This is a genomic window from Oceanobacillus sp. B139/18, from assembly GCF_055524595.1.
In genome coordinates this window covers 150,022-171,065 of sequence record NZ_JBVFXI010000005.1, presented here as the reverse complement: position 1 = coordinate 171,065, position 21,044 = coordinate 150,022, and the positions used below count along the sequence as shown (strand labels likewise).

Sequence of the window (21,044 nt, the reverse complement as noted above, 5' to 3'; positions counted from 1 at the left end):
ACCGGTTTTCAAGGGATAATCACCGTCGCAGGGAGTCTTTTTTAATGAATTGATTTATCAATATTAGGCGGTTCTTTTAATTCACCTGTACAAACATTTTCTGTGATATGCACTTGGGAAGTCTTCCCTTTGTTGTTTACGAATTTGAATACACCGTTATTAAAGTCCGTACCAATTTCCTTGTAGAAGATTCCCTCGTACAGATTATGCTTGGAACGAGTGAACTTCAGACGATATTGTCCGGGCACTTCGCCGTCTTCCTGAATAAATGCACGTACGCCTTTTTCGTAAATCGTATCATCCGTACTTTTTAATGTACGATCCACAGAAACAATGTGAAGGTCGATAAAAGAAATCTCACGAAGAAGCACGTTGACAAAAGACCCTTTTGTAATCTCTTCCCAACGGTTTTGTGCGCTTTGCCCAATAATAATTTGTGTAATATTGTACGTATGTGCTACGTCTTTAATTGCTTTTACAGAACGTTTCTCTTTGTCACGTATAATAAATTCCTCTACGTCTAATTCCTCGCACAATTCCTTCCAATGTTCAACAAAGCCAGATTTATCTGCATCAAATTCATCATAAGGAAGGGCATCTACTGTTAAAACATATAGCGGGCAATCCATCATTTGTGCTAATTTATGACCGCGGCGGATTAGACGTTCTCCATTAGGACCATAATAAACACATACTAAAATACTTTCATCCATACGACCTCTGATTTTTTTCATCACTTCTACGCACCTTTCTTTAATAGTCATTTACTTTTTCTTTCGTTTTTAAAACATCTATATATATCCGAATAGGAGCAGAATGGTTTTACTTTTAATTTAACCTGTCAGAAGAAGGTTTAATCCCTTTTGTAACAGGTTTTTGAAGGAAGTCATATCCTTTAAACCGTATCATTTTAACATGTATTTTTAGATTCGTATAGTACTAGATGAAAAATATTTATTCTATATTGATTTTTTCACTGTAAAGTCCTTTATACAGGTATTTCTTAGAAGTTGCAAGTAAATTTAATAATGACGTCTTCGCTGCTGAAGAGAGATAGGAAAATACCCCAAAATGAAATTTTATAGGGGTGTCACAACGTCATGCATGCAAATAAGGATAAATTCTTGTATAATATCTATGTGTGATTATGAAGACGTCATGTTTAGTGTGTGTTCCAATAAGCTTTGTAAAAATGCCCGAACGACAAATGCTGCAGCATTGCACTGCCTTTGTCAGACTTTTTGAACAACCATTTTAACACCTCATTATGCCTTTGCTTTTACTACATGAAAGGCTTATTATTTTACCACGTTTTAACACAGCATGAGTGTCCGTCATTCCCTGCGAGGGTATTGAAATAATAAAACAAAACGTTGATTCAGTGGGAGTTTTTACGAACGGTTCTCCCTTATCAATATTATGGCTGGAAAAACGGTCACTACATTTCCTGATTAACTCAAGCTTCCATTCACAAGGGGAAAAGAAAAAACAGGCGGATTATGTTCCGTTTGATTAAATTGAGTTTCTCTCTATTTTTAATGCATTGGTTCAACCACTTTATCGTCTTTATTCTATTCAGTAACGTAATATGCTGAAGGGGGCCTGCAGCTATATATATACTTTCGCCAATAATAGGCTTTCTATTATTAGATTAGCATTTTACGGACAAAATAACCATTGTATATGCTGCTTGTTTAGAAAGTATAAGAAAAACCGCAGTTTTAAAGAAGCTGTCACAAAGCTCCTTACCTTGTGTCCTAAAATCCAGGCCTGCCCATCCTTATGAAGGCAAAGAACGAGCAATCTCGCTTATTCGAATGGTCGTTTTCTCCCCCGTTTTAAAGGGTAGTTAGTAAATAGCATACTTGTCTGGAGGAAATATGTGCGGACTTTTTAAACAGGTGAGAAATTTTAACCTTTTTTGCTGCTTGAACCCAAACTTTGATTGATGCCTAAACACCTGGCAACCATCTGGTTTTCTAACATAATCACAAAATAAGAAAAACAATGAAATGATAGGAGGTTCTCGTTTGTCGACTTTAGTACTGGCTATTTTTATCCCATTTCTGGCTGCTGCAATTATACCCTTCTTATATAAGTATATAAAAAACATCCATGTAGGCTGGTTCGTCATTCTGGTGCCGACAGGTTTATTCATTTATCTTGCTTCGCTCATCCCGGATATTTCAGGCGGAGAAGCAATTGTGCAGACAATAAACTGGATTCCGAGCTATGGAATCAATATAACGGCTTACCTGGATGGACTTAGTCTGACTTTGGCATTATTGATTTCCGGAGTGGGAGCACTTGTAATTCTTTACTCTATTTATTACCTTTCGTTGAAAGAACCAATAGGTACGTTCTATACATACCTTATGCTGTTTATGGGAGCAATGTTAGGCGTTGTGATGTCAGACAACATGCTGGTTTTGTATGTATTTTGGGAGTTAACAAGTATCTCTTCCTTCCTGTTGATCGCATTCTGGTATCAGCGAAAGCGTTCCAGAGAAGGTGCCAAGAAATCATTGATTATCACGGTTTCTGGCGGGATTTCGATGCTGGTTGGTTTTATCATGATTGGTGCCATGGCAAATACGTGGAGTATCCGCGAGGTAATTGCTGAAGTGGCGTCAATTAGCGATCATGCTTTATTTATTCCTGCTTTGCTGCTTGTGCTGCTTGGAGCATTTACGAAATCAGCACAGTTTCCGTTCCATATCTGGCTTCCGGATGCGATGGAAGCACCTACACCGGTTAGTGCTTATCTGCACTCGGCTACAATGGTAAAAGCGGGTATTTATCTGGTTGCTCGTTTCACACCGGTTTTTGGCGGGGAAGCTGTGTGGTTCTGGGCGGTTACTGGTGTCGGGATATTTACGCTTTTCTGGGGCTCCTTTAATGCTGTTCGTCAGACCGATTTAAAAGCATTGCTGGCCTATTCAACCATCAGCCAGCTTGGAATGATTATGAGTATGTTTGGGATGGGTTCCGCAGCGCTTCATCTTGGATATTCCGATGAATCGATGGTATATACAGGGGCAACCTTTGCGGCGTTATTCCATTTAGTGAATCACTCGACGTTTAAAGGCGCATTGTTTATGGTTGTCGGTGTTGTCGACCACAGTGTTGGTACCCGGGATATTCGCCGCCTGGGCGGACTCATTACACTTATGCCTATTACATTTACGATTGCAACAATCGGCAGTATGTCCATGGCAGGGTTACCTCCGTTTAATGGATTTCTGAGTAAAGAGATGTTCTTTATATCTACTTTAGATATTACGGAAGCAAGCTTCTTCGGCTTAGGAACGTGGGGGATTATTATTCCGATTGTTGCCTGGATAGCAAGTGTCTTTACATTTGTTTATTCCACTGTATTCGTTGTGAAAACGTTCCTTGGTCCATATAAAGAAGAAAAGCTGGAGCATCCGGCACATGAACCAAAGCCGGGAATGCTGATTTCACCGATTGTATTAGGATTGCTTGTAATTATATTTTTCTTTGTGCCAAATGTGATTGGAAAGAATCTAATTACACCTGCGATGAGCGGAATCTTTCCTACCTTTGCTGCAGAAGGTGCAGATTTAGGAACGGATATTTATGCGTGGCATGGCTTTGAACCTGAATTATTTATGACCATCGGTGTCGTACTGTTTGGGGCTCTCTTATTCTTCTCGAGAAAATATTGGTCAGGTATATATAATCTGTTTCCAGAGAAAAGATCAATTAATGTGTTTTATGGATTTGTATTAGACCAGATGGAAGATAAATCAACAGTTATTACAAATAAATATATGACGCGTTACTTACGTGATTATATGGTGTATATTTTTGCTTTCTTTATTTTGGTGGTCGGCGGAACTTTTATTTATACAGAGGCATACCAATTTACACTGCCGGAGAATGCAACGATTTCGGTTTTTGAATGGCTTATTGTGCTGTCTATGATGGCAACCGGGATTACAATTTTATTTGCACAGTCCAGGCTGACAGCGATTGTGTTAAATAGTATTTTGGGCTTTGGAATTGCGATTCTTTTTGTCCTGCTGCGTGCACCTGATTTAGCACTGACACAAACCGTTATTGAAGCAGTAACCACTGTTTTATTCCTTGTAGCGTATTATTTCTTGCCTGAGCTGGAAAAAGAAAATACGTCGAAAAAAACGAAGAGTATCAACCTGTTTATCTCTATCGGTGTCGGTGTCGTATTTACGGCTGTAGCATTAGGTGTTCAAGGGAACAGAGGATTTGATACAATTTCCGGATTTTTTGAGAATTCCTATGAACTTGCTGGAGGAAATAATATGGTGAATGCCATCTTAGGGGACTTCCGTGCATTTGATACGATGTTAGAGGTAGTCGTTCTCTTAATTGCAGGGATTGGTATCTATACAATGATCCGGGTGAAGGCCAAGAAGGAGAGTGATCAGATTGAAGATAAATAACGTCATCCTTCGTACAGTGGCCAAGCTTGTTTTCTTTATCATTCTGACGCTTGCAGTATATTTATTTTTCGCAGGTCATAATAGTCCAGGCGGCGGCTTCAGCGGCGGGCTGGTACTTGCATCTGCACTGGTACTGCTATTTATTGTATACGATATTGAAACCATTCAAAAAGGTCTTCCTATTGATTTTAAATTGGTAGCTGCTTTTGGTGCATTCTTGTCTGTGGGCACTGGGTTTGGCGCATTGGTGTTTGGTGCAAACTTCTTAACACAGGCCTTTGATTATTTCGATATCCCTTTTTTCGGGGAAATAGAACTGACAACAGTGACGATTTTTGAAGCTGGCGTTGCTCTTGCTGTTGTCGGTGTTGTGGTAACAATCTTATTAAGTATTAGTGAGGATGAGTAATTATGGAAACGTTAGTAACCATCCTGGCAGGCGTATTAGTTACAGTAGCAACTTATCTCTTGCTGTCAAAGAGTTTGATCCGCGTTATTATCGGTACTGCGATCTTGACCCATGCAGCCCATCTTCTCATTATGGTGCTTGCAGAATTAAAAACGGGAACAGTGCCGATTGTCGGCGAAGGGGATCCGGTAGATCCGCTCCCGCAGGCATTGATTTTAACGTCAATTGTTATCGGTTTTGCGGTAACTGCGGTGTCTCTTGTTCTCGCTTATCGAACATATCAAGAGATTGGAACAGATAAATTAGATGAGCTGAGGGGGGAGCCGGATGAGTAATTTAATTGTTATGCCCATGGCACTGCCGGTCCTGTTTGGGATTATTCTTTTATTTTTGAGGCCTTATGTGAAGGTGCAGAGAGGACTGTCATTGCTCGTATTTGTTGCGAATATCGGAATCAGCGCATATGTGCTGCATCTGATTCAGCAAAATGGCGTCTTACGTCTTGATTTTGGCGGCTGGGAGCCTCCTTTTGGAATCTTATTTGTAGCAGATAGTTTTTCCATGCTGCTGGTGCTGGCGGCAAGTATTGTTGCTGCTGTATGTTTAATCTATTCGTTTTCTTCTGTGGAACCATCTTTTGAAAAGAACTTTTATTATTCTTTTGTTTTATTTCTTATCGCAGGGGTAAATGGTTCCTTTCTGACAGGGGATATCTTCAACCTGTTTGTCTGTTTTGAAATTATGCTGCTTGCTTCCTACGTGTTAATCGTATTTGGCGGCAAAAAAAGACAGCTTCGCGAGTCGATAAAATATGTCATTGTTAATGTTGTCTCCTCTTGGATTTTCCTTGTAGCTATTGCATATATATATGGATCGGTCGGAACATTAAATATGGCGCATATAGCAGAGCGTGTTGCAGAAAATGGACAGACTGCGACATTAACTGTTGTCAGTATAGTTTTCTTAACCGTATTTGCATTAAAAGCAGGTCTGTTTTTATATTTCTGGCTGCCGGGCTCTTATTCTGTTCCAATTACTCCAGTCGCAGCTATGTTCGGAGCGCTGCTGACAAAGGTTGGAATTTATGCGATGTTCCGTATGTTTACCTTGATTTTCTATCACGAACCGCAAATGACGCACACGATAATTGGAATTTTAGCAGGTCTGACCTTAATCGGCGGAAGCATTGGAGCAGTTGCTTATAAGGACCTCAGATTAGTTGCTTCTTACAATGTGGTCATTGCAGTTGGTTTTATTCTCGTTGGCTTGGCTGTTGCAACACCAGCTGCTATAGAAGGATCTATTTATTATTTGATTCATGACATTATTATAAAAGCATCCCTATTTTTACTGGTAGGAACGATGATTGCAGTGACTGGACAGACGAAAATGGATGAAATCAGCGGTCTGATCAAGAACCACCCGCTGCTTGGCTGGCTGTTCTTCCTGACAACATTATCTTTAGCTGGAATTCCGCCATTAAGCGGATTTATCGGTAAAGTCCTTGTTGGGGAAGGTGCTGTAGAAGGCGGCGCATATGTCTTATTAGCCCTTGCGTTTATCTCAAGTATCTTTGTTCTATACTCCTTGATGCGTATTTTCTTAACAAGCTTTTGGGGAGAAACGATTATCAGTAAAGACGAAGAAGCGCCAGCAAAGAAAGGCTGGAGCGTTGCAATGTGTATATTAGCTTTAGGGACGATTGCTTTGGGCTTAGGCGCTGAATCTATGTCTGTTTATGTTCAAGATGCAGCAGAAACATTATTAAACCCGCAAATTTATATTGATGCAGTACTTGGAGAGAATTAGCCTGGATGAAATCCGAATTATCGGGTGCCCTCGGAGTGTGCATGAATACCTCTGAAGCAGTTTTTCTAATAAACAAGGTGGTGATGCTGAATGCCGGCACAGTTTTTATTGAATGTGTTTATTGCTGTATTATGGACCCTGATTAATGATGAATCCGAACTTCGATTTACAACATTTGTCGCAGGTTATCTCGTTGGGATTGGTATTGTGTTTTTAATGCATCGATTTTTTGGAGAACGATTTTATCTTTCTCGCTTTATAGCGCTAATAAAACTGATATTTATCTTTACGAGAGAGCTTATTATGTCGTCAAAGCTCGTTCTTGGGCAAATTTTAAAACCGAAACTTTCGATTAAGCCAGGGCTGTTTAAATACGAAACAGTCTTACAGGGAGATTGGGAAATTACGGCTTTAGCACTATTATTAACATTAACTCCAGGTTCTGTTGTTATTGAAGTGACAGATGATGGAGATGCATTTTATATTCATGCGATGGACGTGGAAGAGTCAAAAGATATCCTGTTAAAGTCCATTGATAACTTTGAAAAAGCGATTATGGAGGTGACACGCTAATGATTCAAGGAATGCTGACGATTGCTTTAACGTTTTATGGAATATCGATTTGTATCAGCGTGATTCGTATTATTATTGGCCCGAGTCTGCCTGACCGTATCGTTGCTTTAGATATGGTTGGTGTGACACTCGTATCCTCCATAGCTATTATATCAGTTATGCTGACAACCACTGCATTTTTAGAAGTTATCTTGATTTTAGCTATCCTGGCTTTTATCAGTACCATTGCCTTCTCGAAATATATTGAGAGGGGGGTCATTCTTGAATATCGACGCGACGATTGAATTTATTGCTGCTCTATTTATGCTTGCCGGATCGATTATGGCATTAATCAGTGCGATAGGAATTATTCGTCTGCCGGATGTTTTTACACGTTCCCACGCTGGTACAAAAAGTTCTACACTTGCTGTATTATTGACCCTTCTTGGAGCATTTATTTATTTTGCTTCCAATCAAGGATTTTACAGTGTCCGGCTGCTGCTCGGAATTGCTTTTGTGTTCTTAACTGCTCCAGTTGCAGGGCATCTTATCACACGTGCGGCTTACCGGGCGAATGTAAAAATGGCTGATACGACTGTGGAGGATGAATTGAAAGAAGTGACAGATAAAGTAAAAGAAGAAGCGGAAAAAGAGCGCAGTGAAACTGGAGAAGTCATTATAGAAGACGAAAAGAAAGCAGACAAAGAGCATTCTGAATAGAGTGCTCTTTGTTTATAATTCTAAGATAACGGTGCATACTTTTAAAAGGGAGACAGGTTTTTAAGAGCGTTGAAGAGGGAAGTAGGATAGAGAAGTACATAGGGGGATTGAAAATGGTGAAACCAATCGTGCAAGATAAAGGAATGGATCATACCATCGATTTTTTAAGAGACGGTTATTTTTATTTTTCTAAACGAATGAACGAGTATCAGGAAGACGTTATCGGTTCGCGTATATTTGGAAGAAAGCTGGTGATGCTGCGAGCGGAGGAAGCAGCAGATTTAGTAAAGGACACGGCTAAGTTTAAGCCTGAGAAAAGTATTTCTGAATTGTCCACCAGCCTGCTTAGGGAAGAAAATGGTTTATTTTATCTGGCAGATATCAATCATCATCAGGAGAAAGCCTGGTTTCAAGAAGTTTTCTCGGCAGAAAAGCGGGAAGAATTGGAGGCAATTATCCGACAGCGCTGGGAAGAAAGAATAGAAGCGTGGAAAATAAACCCGTCTATTGATTTTGTTACGGAAATGGAAGAGATGTGGGTAATTGCTGTATGTAACTGGCTGGGGATTCCGATTCGTGCAAATAATCTAAAGCAGCGTACCACGGATATTCAGGAGTTTGTTCAATTATTTTCAAAGTATGGATTCAATCGCTGGAAAAGAAAACAAGCAAAAAATAGAATGGAAAAGTGGCTTGTCTTTTTAGTACGTCAGCTGAGAGCGGGCAGAATCCATGTCGATGAAGAGAAGATACTATCCAAACTGGCTTGGTATGAAGATGAATCAGGTCAAATTTTACAGACAGGGAAAGTGGTTCAAGAATTATTATTGCTTATCCGGACTTTTGCAGCTTCCAGCAGATGGGTCGTTTTTTGCCAAATAGCACTGCTTGAAAATCCGGGGTTAAGGGATCGGCTGCAAGTAGATCATCAATATGTTGACTGCTTTATCCATGAGGTTATCCGTTACTACTCTATCACACCTTTTGCCGTAGCAAAGACACAGGAGCAGCTTTTTTGGAAGGATATGTTTTTTGATAAAAATCAATTGGTGTTATTTGATATACATGGCGCTAATCATCATCCTGATAAGTGGCTTCAGCCGGACTTATTTCAGCCGGATCGATTTTTAGATATTTTACCTGACTTTGGAGAAGGGGCGGCGAAAGAGCTCGCTTCTGCGAATGAGAATATAACAATGCAGCTCATGAAGATTAGCTTGTCTTATCTCCTGCGGACCGATTGGATAGCTCCGAATCAGACCTTCACCTGCAGTGGCACGGAAATTCCGGCACGGCCAAAAAATGGCATGCCACTTGATTTTTACCATCAATCTTTTGTAGAGGATATGTAAAGGCGGTTTTTATTGACTCGGACAGTGATGTAATAAAATACATTTTTCACGGTCAATTACATTGCGATAAAAAGCCAGCTTGAACAAGAAATAACTTCTTGATCAAGCTGGCTGACGTTATCTATTATTCACTCATCAATTCGCCTACGATAGAATAGGAATAAAGTCTTTCCTTAATACCGTAGATCTGTGAGGTGATTATAATTTCATCTGCATCTGTTTCTTTACGGAATGCTTCTAACCCTTTACGGACAGTTTCTTTGTTGCCGATAATAGTTGTCTTCGGACTTAAAGACTCTTGTACAGCAGCTTTTTCTGCTGGAGACCAGACGGCATCCATGTTCTCAACGGGCGGCTGCAGTTTAGATTCTATTCCTTTTCGCAGATTTAAGAATTGCATCTGATGAGAGGTAGCCAAATAAGCTGCTTCTTCATCAGTATCTGCTGCAATGACATTGACTGCAACCATTGCATACGGTTTATCAAGCGCTTCAGACGGCTGGAACCGCTCACGATAAAGCTCTAATGCAGGAACGGTATATGCAGGTGCAAAATGGCTGGCAAATGAAAATGGCAAGCCTTTTTCCGCCGCTAATCGTGCACTAAAATCGCTGGAACCAAGCAGCCAAATCGGAATATCTAAGCCCTGTCCAGGTATTGCCTTTACTCGGGAAACTGGATTGCTTGAAAAATAATCCTGCAATTCATTGACTTGCATCGGAAATTCCTCGGGGCCGGCATGAAGGGTGCGACGCAGGGCAAAAGCGGTTGCCTGGTCACTTCCGGGTGCACGGCCTAATCCTAAGTCTATCCGATTCGGATAAAGGGATTCCAGTGTGCCAAATTGCTCTGCAATGACCAGACTGGCATGATTTGGCAGCATGATTCCGCCTGAACCGACACGGATGGAGTTGGTGTGCCCGGCAATATGGCCGATCAATAAAGAGGTTGCTGAGCTTGAGATTCCTTTCATGTTATGGTGTTCTGCAAACCAATAGCGGTGAAATCCCAGTTTTTCAACATGCTGTGCTAAACGGACACTTTCCTGAAATGCCTGTTTAGCATCTCCTTCTTCGATAATTGGTGCGAGATCGAGTACAGATAAAGGTATATTTTGAAACTTTTTGTATGATTGAGTATCCATTAAACCCCTCCTTCACTAATAAAAATGATAAAGGTTTCTTAGGGCAGCGTCCAATGTTTAAACTTATGGCGTCAGAAGAAGTTACTTTTTGCCTCTTCATTCAGGGGAGGGGACTGCGTTTACTCGTCCTATCAAATATCGTCGCAGCGGACATCTCCTTGGCAAGAACATCCGGTGTTTTAAAAACCAAGTGATTTTCTTGATTCATCTAATGAAAAGAATGTGAAAACTATTTGCTAACCTGGTCGTAATCAAGTAATATAGGGAAAGCAGAAAAAATGAAATGAGGGTATTTTTGATGAGTCATTCATCTATTTACGGATTAACATATGAAAAATTGCAGTCGTGGTTAATGGAACATGGTGAAAAACGTTTTCGTGCTGAGCAAGTGTGGAACTGGTTATATAAAAAACGGATTGACCGCTTTGAAGATATGAATAATGTCAATCAGTCAACGATAGATCTTTTAAAGGAAAATTTTGTCCTGCATACAATGGCTGAAGAAATTCGCCAGGAGTCAAAGGATGGAACGATTAAATTTTTATTCAAGCTGGCAGATGGCAATGTGATTGAGACGGTCCTGATGCGTTTTAATTATGGATTATCTGTCTGTGTGACAACACAGGTAGGATGTAATATTGGCTGCTCTTTCTGTGCAAGCGGGCTGCTGCGTAAGAGCCGTGATTTAAACAGTGGGGAAATCGTCGAGCAGATTATGAATGTACAAAAGCATATGGATGAGCGCGGGGAAGAAGAGCGTGTCAGCCATATTGTAGTGATGGGAATTGGCGAGCCGCTCGATAACTATAAGAATTTAATGGATTTCCTATACATTGTGAATGATGATGGCGGATTAAATATCGGTGCACGTCATATTACAGTTTCGACAAGTGGACTGGCACATAAAATGTATGAATTTGCAGATGACCCGATACAAGTCAATTTGGCTATTTCTTTACACGCTCCAAATAATGAATTACGTACACAAATTATGAAAATCAACCGTGCCTTCCCAATTGAAAAACTGATGAAGGCAGTAGATTACTATTTAGAGAAAAAGAATCGCCGGATTACGTATGAATACATCATGCTTCATGATGTCAATGATCATAAGAAGGAAGCATTGGAACTGGCTAAGCTGATCAGGAACCACCGTCATTTAGCTTACGTGAATCTAATTCCTTATAATACGGTCGATGAGCATATAGATTATCAGCGCAGCAGTTCAGAGAATATCCAAGCCTTTTATGAAACATTGAAGGCTGAAGGAATTCAATGCGGTGTCCGCTGGGAGAATGGTGCGGATATTGATGCAGCCTGCGGTCAATTACGCAGTAAGCAAATCAAAAAGACAAAAGCAGTTTAATATACAGTGAAAGAGGCTTGCTCTGAGACAGGGCAGCTTCTTTCTTTATAAATGGGGCAGGATAGCCGGGGGAGGAGTAATGTATTGGATAAATCAGTTCTCATCAGAGAAATCGAAGCTAAGGATGATAAAGCTATGGAAGCGATTATTAAGAGCTCCTTAGAAAAACATCATCTCGATCATGAAGGAACAGCCTATACAGACCCGCAGCTCGCTGAGTTAAGCTCTTATTATCAAGCACGGCCAAAGGATAAATATTGGGTAATGGAGCTGGATGGGGAAGTCGTTGGCGGTGTTGGAATAGGTATATATAATAAAAAGCAGTCTATTTGTGAGCTGCAGAAGCTTTATTTGGCTCCCGCAGCCCAAGGAAGGGGTTTGTCCCGGAAACTAATGAAAACGGCTCTGGACTATGCTTCTGTGCATTTTAAACAATGCTATCTAGAAACAAGACATGAGTTGGAGGCAGCGAGCAGCTTATATGAAAAATATGGCTTTCAATCCTTGGAGAAACCTTTGGAAGGAAGCGAACACTCGGCTATGGACCGGTGGTATATCAAGGTATTATAAAGAGAGGGCAGCTTCGTTAAAATGGAACGAAGCTGCCCTTTCTTATGCCCGGTGCACAAAGTAATACGTTATTTCTTGTTGTTTAACCTGCCATCCATAGAAATAATCCGATTTTTCCCGCTGTTTTTTGCCTTTAACAACAATTCATCAGCTTGTAAATAAGCATTCTTAAGCTTCGTCAGACGATTATTATGGATATAATACATCCCAAATGAGGCGGTATAAGGGATGCTGACAGCTTCAGACCGGAATTCTGTCTGGGCAGGAGTATCCAAAATAGTATCTTTTAATTCATTTAGGAATAGCTGGCAATCCGCAAAGGTTTTATTCCTGAGAATAATGGTAAACTCCTCTCCGCCAGTACGGAATACATAATCACTGGAATTTATATTTTTTTGCAGTATTTGTGCGAAGTGCCGGATGACACTATCGCCGACAACATGATTAAATGTGTCATTGATAGATTTAAAAGCATCAATATCACCAATAATTAATGCAATATTTTCTTCCTTCTCGTCTAACTCCTGCATGACTTTATTCAGATAGGTCCGATTGTAAATATTCGTTAGAAAATCGGTATAGGCCATTTTTTTAAATCGTTCGCTTTCCTGTTTTTGGAGTAAAAGCTTGGTATGAAATATCCCGGCGCGTCCTACGATATAACTCAATAGGAAAATAGCAATCACTGCTTCCCATTGGCCTTCAGATATAAATGTGAAAAGCAGCCCGTTTGTCAAAGCTGTTTTAAGCAAATCAAGCATGCTCCGCCCGGTAATAAATTCAAATGCTTCCTGTTTCGAATGCATATTTTTAGTAACAAGCATGATTAATATTAAAAAACAGGAAGAAATAACATCCATTAAAATAATTAAAAAGAACACAACCAGCCAGAACGAGAAGGGGAGGCCCTGTACAGCAGGATATATAATATGAAAACCATAGAATCCAATCGTACAGAATAAAGTCGGCGCACCAATATTATAAAAGGTATGCAGCAGTTCGTCCTCATCTGCTGTACCGGTGATTTTCCGATGAAAATATACATAAAATCGATTTGCAATTTCAAATAGAAATAAGCCTAATGGACCTGCTAATAAAACGAGGGAAAAACTATAGGAAATACTGTAATCAATATTCATTTTTCCAGCCTTAACAAGTGTCCTTAAGTGGACAAAAAGGATAGAAAAGAGAAGGTAGATGGAATAAATCAAAATATAAGAGTTTACATCCAGAAGTAATTTACCATAACTGACCGAAAGCAGAGCAGCCATGGTAAAAATCGATAGGATCACTATACGCAGGTATAATCGGACCATTATAAGAACCTCTCCATTTCAAAGAATAGTAATTGGATTTTCCACCGGTATGATACTCCAAGTAAAAAAGAAGCGGTGAATTAGACCTAATTATATGGCAAGTAGAATCATAGCTGCGCAAATTTAAATAGATATAAGTAAATAAAGGATGTTTTTACATTTCCCACCAACTATAAAATACAAATATTTACTTATTCTAAGTTAGTAATATTCATATGTATTCAGTTATATTTTATAGAAAATTGTAATATTTAACAAGTATTAATTTTGATTTTGTAAAAAAGAGGGTAGAGTTCACAGGTAGAAAAACATTAGTAAACAATTATGCACACAAGAAAACAATATTGTTTACACCGGATACAAAAATGTTTACTTGTAAACAATGAGGTATATTAATTGATTTGATAGGGTTTATAAAAGTGTACAAAAAAACAAACATGTAAACATTTCGCTAAAATACTTGATGGATGGAGAAGATGTGTTTATGCTAGAGTTATAGTTTATCGAAGAAGATAACTATTAGATAGAATGGAAGTCTAGATAGATTGCTCATTCGTTTTATGTTGTATTATATAGAAGAAACGTAATTTTGAAAGGAGAATGGAAAATGACAAAGTCAAGAATTGCAGCAATTGATGTTGGAAATGATGCCTTAAAGGGGAATTTTGGTAAATTAGAAAATGAATACTACATACCCAATGTGGTAGCACCTGATTTAGAAGACAGGCCCGTTATTGGAATTGAAGAATTAGATACGAAGGAAGTACTGGATAATATTCATATCCGAATCCACTCCCCTGCCCTATCCGAAAATAACCTTGTTTACAGAGTAGGAAATCTGGCTACTAAAACAACCAACTCTCAGGAACTGGATCCAGGAAGCAGTAAATCAGAAGAAGATCAGACATTAGTTATGTTACTTGCTTCATTAGCATTAGATGCTGTATCAAGTGAAGCATTTAAAGAGAAAAACGGTGTTTATGATGCACTTTATACATTAGGTACAGGATTACCGCTTAGAGAAGTAAAAGAAGGAAAAGATGTGGGTTATCGTTCCCGTCTATTGGGCTCTGTACATCAGATAGAATTTTTAGTTACTCCGAAGCACCAGGGGAAAAAAGTAAATATTAAATTTGATGAAGTAAAAGTATATCCGGAAGGTTTTGCTGCATACGTCAATTTAATCATGGATAATGACTTAAAAGTTATCAACAAGGAATTAATTGACAAACAAATTTTAATTCAAGATATTGGCGGGTTATCCACAGATATTGCTGTTATTCGCAATAGAAATGTGGATGACGATAAAGCACAAGGTTTTAATATCGGTGTTTCCGAATCATTAGAACAAATTCGTGAAGAAATCAGGTCAAAACACGGTGTAGAACTGGACAGCAGAAGAGATGTCGTGGATATTATCACCAGAAAAAATAATCGTAATCATATTATGGTCAAAGGAAGCCGTACGAATGTTCATGATATAACAGATCATATTCTGCTGGAGCTTGCCAAGAAAGAATATCGTTATTTGCGGAACGTGTGGAGCAGGAATTCCCAGACAGAAATTTGCTATTTTGTCGGTGGCGGCTCTGCGGTGCTGAAAGATTACATCAAAGCGATCAATAATAAGCTGGAAGGCTACAATATTGAATTCTTTGAAGATGAGAATGAAAGCATCTGGATGATGGCTAATGCGTATTATAAATTAATTACCGATTTTGTGCAGAAGAATGAAAAGGTTGAGAAGGAAGAGAAGACTACGAAAGCGAAGTAAGGTGATTATTCTATGGGAAAGAATATCGAAAGAGGACAAACAATCACATTTCGAATTCCTTCAGATACTCCTGACTACTTACTAAGACAACTGCAGCAATTGAAGGAAACCGAACGGAGAAACTTCTCCAGTAAAATTGCGAGCTTCGTTCTAAAGGGTGTCAATGAAATGACAGTAAGGGAAAAGGAGACGGTTACGATTCCGCTCCCCCGACAGCTGACAAAGGAACAAAAAAGCTGGTTGAAGCATGAGCACTCAGAAGCTCTGATCGGGACGATTCTATATCAATTATTATCCGATCCTATGCGGGCAACGGCACTATTAACTTCTATGAACAGCGGAGTGGAAAATCTATTTACAGAGATAGAAGAACCAAGCAGCACCGCATCGGAAATAGAGGAAGAAAGCCTTCAGGAAGATTGGACTATGGACGATTTAAGTGCAGGTGATTTAATGATTCATCCTGCTGAAGAAGAAGAGAAAGAGGAAGAGGAACCCGACCCATTAGGTGATTTCTTTTCAAGTATGAATAAATAAAAAAGGAACAGCTGCCATGAAATATGGAGCTGTTCCTTTTTTATAAGAGTAAGAAATAAAATGTTGAGGATAGCCGCTCCAACGGGCTTCATGGAATGAGTAATCTTAGGCCTCGGAAATACACTACGCTTTCCATGGCCCCCGAGCTCATCTCCTTTAAAGAAGACTTAGCGATTGGCAAGCCGGCAGGCGCAGACAAAGCTAAAGTCGCACTTATGCCCCGAGGGTGAAAAGAAGACTTAGCGATTGGCAAGCCGGCAGGCGCAGACAGAGCTAAAGCCGCACTTATGCCCCGAGGGTAAAAAAGAAGAACACTTTTTTTCCTGCGGGGTCTTCCCACTGAGGCTGGGACTGCGGTTACTCGCTCCATCGAAAACCGTCGTAGCGGACATCTCTTTGGTGAGAACACCGATGTTTTAAAGGCCAAGTGATATTCTTGATTTTTCTTATGCTATCATAAAACCCGCTTTTATTTATACATATCTGGGGATAATTCTGTGGAAATCTAAAGGATAACTTTTTGGTTATCCACCCATTATCCACAGGGGTGAATGTGGATAAAAAATTGCCAATAAAAATCGTTTCTAAATACTTTTATTTCTATTAAATTAAGCTATAATGAGAACTTGAGTTTAATAAAAATTAGCGGATTCTATTTTTGATAGAAATTTTATATCTATCCATTTAAGTTGAATTATTTAATCTATCTTTTGCATCTGACAAAATTAATTTTTTCTATAATAAGCACTTTAACTAGCGTAGTGTATTTCCGGAGTGCAGATAGAAGCTAAAATCTTTATTTCAACTAAATATATCACGTTACATTCAATTAAAAAATCTTATTCGCTGTATGATAAATGAATCGTAAGTATGAGCGGTTCAAAAAATAACGTTAACCATACGTTGTTCCCCCTTTGCTATTTTAAGCAGATAGTGCAGAAATCATTTGTTTTTTTGGACAAAAACAGATTTTAGTTATAACATCCTATCTCGAATTAAAATCTTGCGTAGTTGAATAATCTATGATAGTGTTTAATACAAGATATAGGCGAAACAAAAAACGTTTAGCACTACATATTGTGTCTTGTCAGGGTAATGTCTGAATTGCTGAAATGGTGAAGCCTGCTGTAACCTTGGTTTCCTCCATCAACTGATTGTATTTAAAATGGAGTAATCTACTATATATAGTACGGATAACAGATTACTTTTTATCATTTCATTCATCAGCAGATTTACCTCACAAGGCGCTTATTATTTTGGAGAAATAAGCAGTAAAGCCGTTGGAAGAGTATAAGTTTATTTTTATTATGATAAATAAATTGATTTTAAATAGATACATATGATTACAGGAGGCATAAAAATGACCATTATTATTAATCCGACATCGATTCAAGAAAAAATCAATCGTGCATCAGAAGGTTTGAAAGTAGATGCTGATGCTTGGTTTCAAAAAGCAGAAAAGCAGACACAGGGGGTTACTTCCAGTACGAAAGTGAATGATACCATTATTCAGACAGCCCTTGAAAATATAGATGAAGCAAATCCGGATTGGACGTATGCAGCTGCACGAATTTACGTGGAGAATTTATATAAAGAAGCTGCTGCCAACCGCGGCTATGACGAAAGAGAAAAATATGGTTCCTTTTATCATTTAATTAACATGTTAACCGATGAGGGCATTTATACACCTTCATTTCTGGAAAAATACTCAAAAGAAGAAATTGATCAAATTGGAAGCCTGATTGTACCGGAAAGAGATAGGTTATTTAACTATTTGGGGATTTATACCATTGCTACACGGTATTTAGCAACGGATCATCAGAAGCGTGTATTTGAGCTTCCTCAGGAGCGCTGGCTGATTATTGCGATGCACCTAATGCAGGATGAACCGCAAAATAAACGGGTGGAATATATTCAGGAAGCTTACTGGGCGTTGAGTAATCTATATATGACTGTAGCGACACCAACATTAACCAATGCCGGAAAAACACATGGCCAGCTTTCCAGCTGCTTTATTGATACTGTAGACGACAGCCTGCAGGCGATTTACGACAGTAATACCGATATTGCCAAGCTTTCTAAAAACGGCGGCGGAATCGGTGTTTACATGGGTAAAATTCGTGCACGGGGCAGCTCAATCAAAGGATTTAAAGGAATGTCCAGCGGTGTTGTGCCATGGATCAAACAGTTAAACAATACAGCAGTCAGCGTGGATCAGCTTGGAACCCGTAAAGGTGCGATTGCGATTTATTTAGATGTATGGCATCGTGATATCGAATCATTCCTTGATTTGAAGCTTAACAATGGGGATGACCGCATGCGTGCGCATGATATCTTCACTGGCGTATGCCTGCCGGACTACTTTATGGAGCAGGTTGAAAACCGCGGCGATTGGTATTTATTTGATCCGCATGAAGTACGTCAGGTAATGGGCTATTCTCTAGAGGACTTTTATGATGAAGAAAAAGGAAATGGTTCATGGCGTCAAAAATACGAAGAATGTGTCGCAAATGAAGATTTATCAAAAGAAAAAGTACCGGCGATTGAAATTATGAAGCGTTTGATGCGTTCTCAGTTAGAATCTGGCACGCCTTTCATGTTCTACCGTGATGAAGTAAACCGTCAAAATGCAAATTCACATGAAGGTTTGATTTATTGCTCGAACCTGTGTACAGAAATTACACAAAATCAGTCGCCTACTGAATTTGTAGAAGAATTTTTAGAGAGTGAAAATACAATTGTAAGAAAATATCAAGCTGGAGACTATGTGGTTTGTAATTTGAGCTCGGTCAACCTTGGAAGAGCTGTTTCCAATGATGTATTAGAGCGTCTGATTCCGATACAGGTAAGAATGCTGGATAATGTGATTGATATTAATACGCTGCCGATTATGCAGGCAACGATTACAAATCAAAAATATCGCGCTATTGGTCTTGGAACGTTTGGATGGCATCATCTTCTTGCGCTAAAAGGAATCGGCTGGGAAACAGAAGAAGCTGTTCAATATGCAGATGAACTTTACGAAAATATTGCTTATTTAACGATTAAAAGCAGTATGGAGTTAAGTAAAGAAAAAGGTGCTTATTCTGTTTATGAAGGAAGTAAATGGAGCACAGGTGCTTATTTTGACCAAAAAGGCTATACAGACTCTAAATGGACTGCATTAAAAGAAGAAGTCAAAGAGAATGGAATCCGTAATGGTTATTTAATGGCTGTTGCACCGAACTCTACAACGGCAATGATTGCTGGTTCGACAGCAAGTATCGACCCGATTTTCCAAGTGTTCTATCATGAAGAAAAGAAGGATTTTAAAATACCTGTTACAGCGCCGGCTTTAGATCATAACACGTATAATATTTATCGCCGTTCTGCATATATTGTAGACCAGCGTTATTCTGTCAGTCAGAATGCAAAACGCCAACGTCATATTGATCAAAGTTTATCATTTAATATTTATGTACCGAATACGATTCGCGCATCTGTATTACTCGACTTACACTTACAGGCATGGAATGAAGGATTAAAAACGACATATTATGTCCGTTCCACATCCAACGATGTCGAAGAGTGTGAGTGGTGTCAAAGTTGAGGATTCTCATTGCGTATTTAAGCTACAGTGGTAATACAGAAGAAGTTGCTGCGTATATTGGGGATTATTTAAATAAAGAAGGGGTAACAGTTGAGTGGCATCGAATCGGCATCGATGCACTCAACGATCCTGCTGATTATGACCTTGTATTTTTGGGTACCTTCACTTGGGAAAGAGGAGCTACACCAGATGAGGTAAAGGATTTTGTTATAGAAGTAGGATATAAACCCGGAAATATGGTTATTTTCGGAACTGGTGATACACAATTTGGCGGGGATGATTTGTTTTGCAAAGCTGCAGATAAATTAGCCCATTTTTATGGAAGCAGTTATCCGGCTCTTAAAATCGAACAATCGCCGCGTGGATCACAGGAGAATAAGATTGAACAGTGGTTAGAAGGAGTGCTGAATCATGCAAAAAGTTACGCTTGAGCGTGCTAAAACGTTAGAACCGCGTTTTCCAAATAAATCAACTGGCGTATTTGGAGGCCAATCAAGTGGCATTCTAAATTGGAATGATATTGCTTATCCACATTGGTATAAAATATATAAACGACTTGTCGGAAACTATTGGCAGGCCGATGAAATAAATATGTCTAGTGATGTAAAACAGTTTCCCACCCTGTCTGAAGAAGAGCAGGATGCGTATTTGAAAATAATTGGGCTGTTATCCACATTGGATGCACCGCAAACAAGAACAGCATTGTTGATTTCACTCTATGCAACAGATGCTTCTGTCCAATCAATTATGGCGGTTATCGCGCAACAGGAAGCAGTGCATAATGAAAGTTATTCTTATGTACTATCCTCTGTCGTTTCCTGGAATGAACAGAATGAATCATTTCAATTAGGAAGAACAGATGAATTATTGATGAAACGGAACGAACTGTTAACAGAGCAATATAATACGTTCGTGGAAAATCCGACAATAGAAAATATCCTTAAAACATTAGTATATACTTCGCTGTTAGAAGGAATGTTTTTCTATTCTGGATTTGCTTTCTTCTATAATTTGGCGAGACAGAATAAAATGGTAGGGACCTCCACGATGATCAGCTATATCAACCGTGATGAATTGGAGCATGGCCGCTTTATTACAGAACTGTTCCGGGCTACATTAGCTGAGAATCCGGAGCATAATAATAAAGAATTCATTCAATGGGTTTATGACCATTTCCATCAATCTGTTGAACTGGAATTAGAATGGTCACATTATGCGCTTGCAGGTGTGGAAGGAATTGATATGGATGAACTGGACGGCTATGTCAAATACCGTGCCAATAAAATGCTGCGTATGATGGGATTAGAAGAACTTTATCCAGAACATGTGGATAATCCTATGAAATGGATTCGTGCATATGTGGATAACGTGGATGGGACAAAAACGGATTTCTTTGAACAGAAATCACGTCAATATACGAAAACTAGTGATTTAAACGGTTTTGATGACTTATAAGAAAAG

The 21,044-nt window shown here is 39.1% G+C and carries 18 protein-coding genes; 15 read left to right on the top strand and 3 right to left on the bottom strand.

From position 1 onward, the window contains the following. Nucleotides 1–41: 41 nt before the first annotated feature. Complete coding sequence (locus tag ACZSMY_RS15715; protein ID WP_289584460.1) at nt 42–734, bottom strand: universal stress protein; 693 nt, start codon at nt 732–734, stop codon at nt 42–44. A gap of 1,296 nt (nt 735–2,030) precedes the next feature. Between ACZSMY_RS15715 and ACZSMY_RS15710 the strand changes: the two genes are divergently transcribed. From ACZSMY_RS15710 to ACZSMY_RS15675, 8 genes are all read left to right on the top strand, one after another. Beyond that, on the top strand, nt 2,031–4,445 hold the full coding sequence (locus ACZSMY_RS15710) for a Na+/H+ antiporter subunit A (RefSeq protein ID WP_084612812.1): 2,415 nt from the start codon (nt 2,031–2,033) through the stop codon (nt 4,443–4,445). Beyond that, nucleotides 4,432–4,854 carry a Na(+)/H(+) antiporter subunit B gene (locus tag ACZSMY_RS15705; protein WP_193064790.1) on the top strand — a complete coding sequence of 141 codons (423 nt, stop codon included), beginning with the start codon at nt 4,432–4,434 and terminating at the stop codon, nt 4,852–4,854. Before ACZSMY_RS15710 ends, ACZSMY_RS15705 begins: the two co-directional genes overlap by 14 nt. Before the next feature lie 2 nt (nt 4,855–4,856). After that, on the top strand, nt 4,857–5,189 hold the full coding sequence (locus tag ACZSMY_RS15700; protein ID WP_042529233.1) for a Na(+)/H(+) antiporter subunit C: 333 nt from the start codon (nt 4,857–4,859) through the stop codon (nt 5,187–5,189). Beyond that, nucleotides 5,182–6,663, top strand: coding sequence for a Na+/H+ antiporter subunit D (locus ACZSMY_RS15695; RefSeq protein WP_042529235.1), 1,482 nt, complete (start codon nt 5,182–5,184; stop codon nt 6,661–6,663). The genes ACZSMY_RS15700 and ACZSMY_RS15695 overlap by 8 nt, the downstream gene beginning before the upstream one ends. 90 nt (nt 6,664–6,753) lie before the next feature. Further along, nucleotides 6,754–7,236, top strand: a complete 483-nt coding sequence (locus ACZSMY_RS15690; RefSeq protein ID WP_042529237.1) for a Na+/H+ antiporter subunit E — start codon at nt 6,754–6,756, stop codon at nt 7,234–7,236. Beyond that, nucleotides 7,236–7,520 carry a Na(+)/H(+) antiporter subunit F1 gene (locus ACZSMY_RS15685; RefSeq protein ID WP_042529239.1) on the top strand — a complete coding sequence of 95 codons (285 nt, stop codon included), beginning with the start codon at nt 7,236–7,238 and terminating at the stop codon, nt 7,518–7,520. The genes ACZSMY_RS15690 and ACZSMY_RS15685 overlap by 1 nt, the downstream gene beginning before the upstream one ends. A 19-nt stretch (nt 7,521–7,539) precedes the next feature. After that, nucleotides 7,540–7,935, top strand: a complete 396-nt coding sequence (locus ACZSMY_RS15680) for a Na+/H+ antiporter subunit G (protein ID WP_244882410.1) — start codon at nt 7,540–7,542, stop codon at nt 7,933–7,935. Between the two features lie 113 nt (nt 7,936–8,048). Continuing rightward, nucleotides 8,049–9,287 carry a cytochrome P450 gene (locus ACZSMY_RS15675; RefSeq protein WP_465147963.1) on the top strand — a complete coding sequence of 413 codons (1,239 nt, stop codon included), beginning with the start codon at nt 8,049–8,051 and terminating at the stop codon, nt 9,285–9,287. 124 nt (nt 9,288–9,411) lie between these two features. Here the strand turns inward: ACZSMY_RS15675 and ACZSMY_RS15670 are convergent, their stop codons facing one another. After that, complete coding sequence (locus ACZSMY_RS15670; RefSeq protein ID WP_042529245.1) at nt 9,412–10,431, bottom strand: LLM class flavin-dependent oxidoreductase; 1,020 nt, start codon at nt 10,429–10,431, stop codon at nt 9,412–9,414. Between the two features lie 298 nt (nt 10,432–10,729). Here ACZSMY_RS15670 and rlmN point away from each other — a divergent pair, with 298 nt between their 5' ends. Together rlmN and ACZSMY_RS15660 are read left to right on the top strand one after the other, a co-directional pair. Further along, the gene (gene rlmN / locus ACZSMY_RS15665) at nt 10,730–11,797 is read left to right on the top strand and encodes a dual-specificity RNA methyltransferase RlmN (protein ID WP_465147962.1); all 1,068 of its coding nucleotides are present in this window, start codon (nt 10,730–10,732) and stop codon (nt 11,795–11,797) included. Nucleotides 11,798–11,881: 84 nt separating this feature from the next. Continuing rightward, nucleotides 11,882–12,367: a GNAT family N-acetyltransferase gene (locus ACZSMY_RS15660; RefSeq protein WP_465147961.1), complete on the top strand. Its 486-nt coding sequence runs from the start codon at nt 11,882–11,884 to the stop codon at nt 12,365–12,367. 68 nt (nt 12,368–12,435) lie between these two features. Here the strand turns inward: ACZSMY_RS15660 and ACZSMY_RS15655 are convergent, their stop codons facing one another. Next, nucleotides 12,436–13,683 carry a GGDEF domain-containing protein gene (locus tag ACZSMY_RS15655; RefSeq protein WP_465147960.1) on the bottom strand — a complete coding sequence of 416 codons (1,248 nt, stop codon included), beginning with the start codon at nt 13,681–13,683 and terminating at the stop codon, nt 12,436–12,438. A gap of 607 nt (nt 13,684–14,290) precedes the next feature. On the opposite strand from ACZSMY_RS15655, the gene ACZSMY_RS15650 reads away from it, so the two are divergent. The 5 genes from ACZSMY_RS15650 to ACZSMY_RS15630 all read left to right on the top strand — a co-directional run bounded on the left by ACZSMY_RS15650 (nt 14,291) and on the right by ACZSMY_RS15630 (nt 21,038). Then, a complete protein-coding gene (locus ACZSMY_RS15650) occupies nt 14,291–15,457 on the top strand; it encodes a ParM/StbA family protein (protein ID WP_339180585.1) in 1,167 nt (388 codons plus the stop codon). Nucleotides 15,458–15,469: 12 nt separating this feature from the next. After that, the gene (locus ACZSMY_RS15645; RefSeq protein WP_339180583.1) at nt 15,470–15,994 is read left to right on the top strand and encodes a hypothetical protein; all 525 of its coding nucleotides are present in this window, start codon (nt 15,470–15,472) and stop codon (nt 15,992–15,994) included. Nucleotides 15,995–17,354: 1,360 nt separating this feature from the next. Further along, entirely contained in the window at nt 17,355–19,583 is a 2,229-nt protein-coding gene (locus ACZSMY_RS15640) for a ribonucleoside-diphosphate reductase subunit alpha (RefSeq protein WP_042529254.1), read from the top strand. Continuing rightward, on the top strand, nt 19,568–20,014 hold the full coding sequence (locus ACZSMY_RS15635) for a flavodoxin (protein ID WP_339180578.1): 447 nt from the start codon (nt 19,568–19,570) through the stop codon (nt 20,012–20,014). The genes ACZSMY_RS15640 and ACZSMY_RS15635 overlap by 16 nt, the downstream gene beginning before the upstream one ends. Beyond that, nucleotides 19,995–21,038: a ribonucleotide-diphosphate reductase subunit beta gene (locus ACZSMY_RS15630; RefSeq protein WP_042529258.1), complete on the top strand. Its 1,044-nt coding sequence runs from the start codon at nt 19,995–19,997 to the stop codon at nt 21,036–21,038. The genes ACZSMY_RS15635 and ACZSMY_RS15630 overlap by 20 nt, the downstream gene beginning before the upstream one ends. The last annotated feature ends 6 nt before the right edge of the window (nt 21,039–21,044 follow it).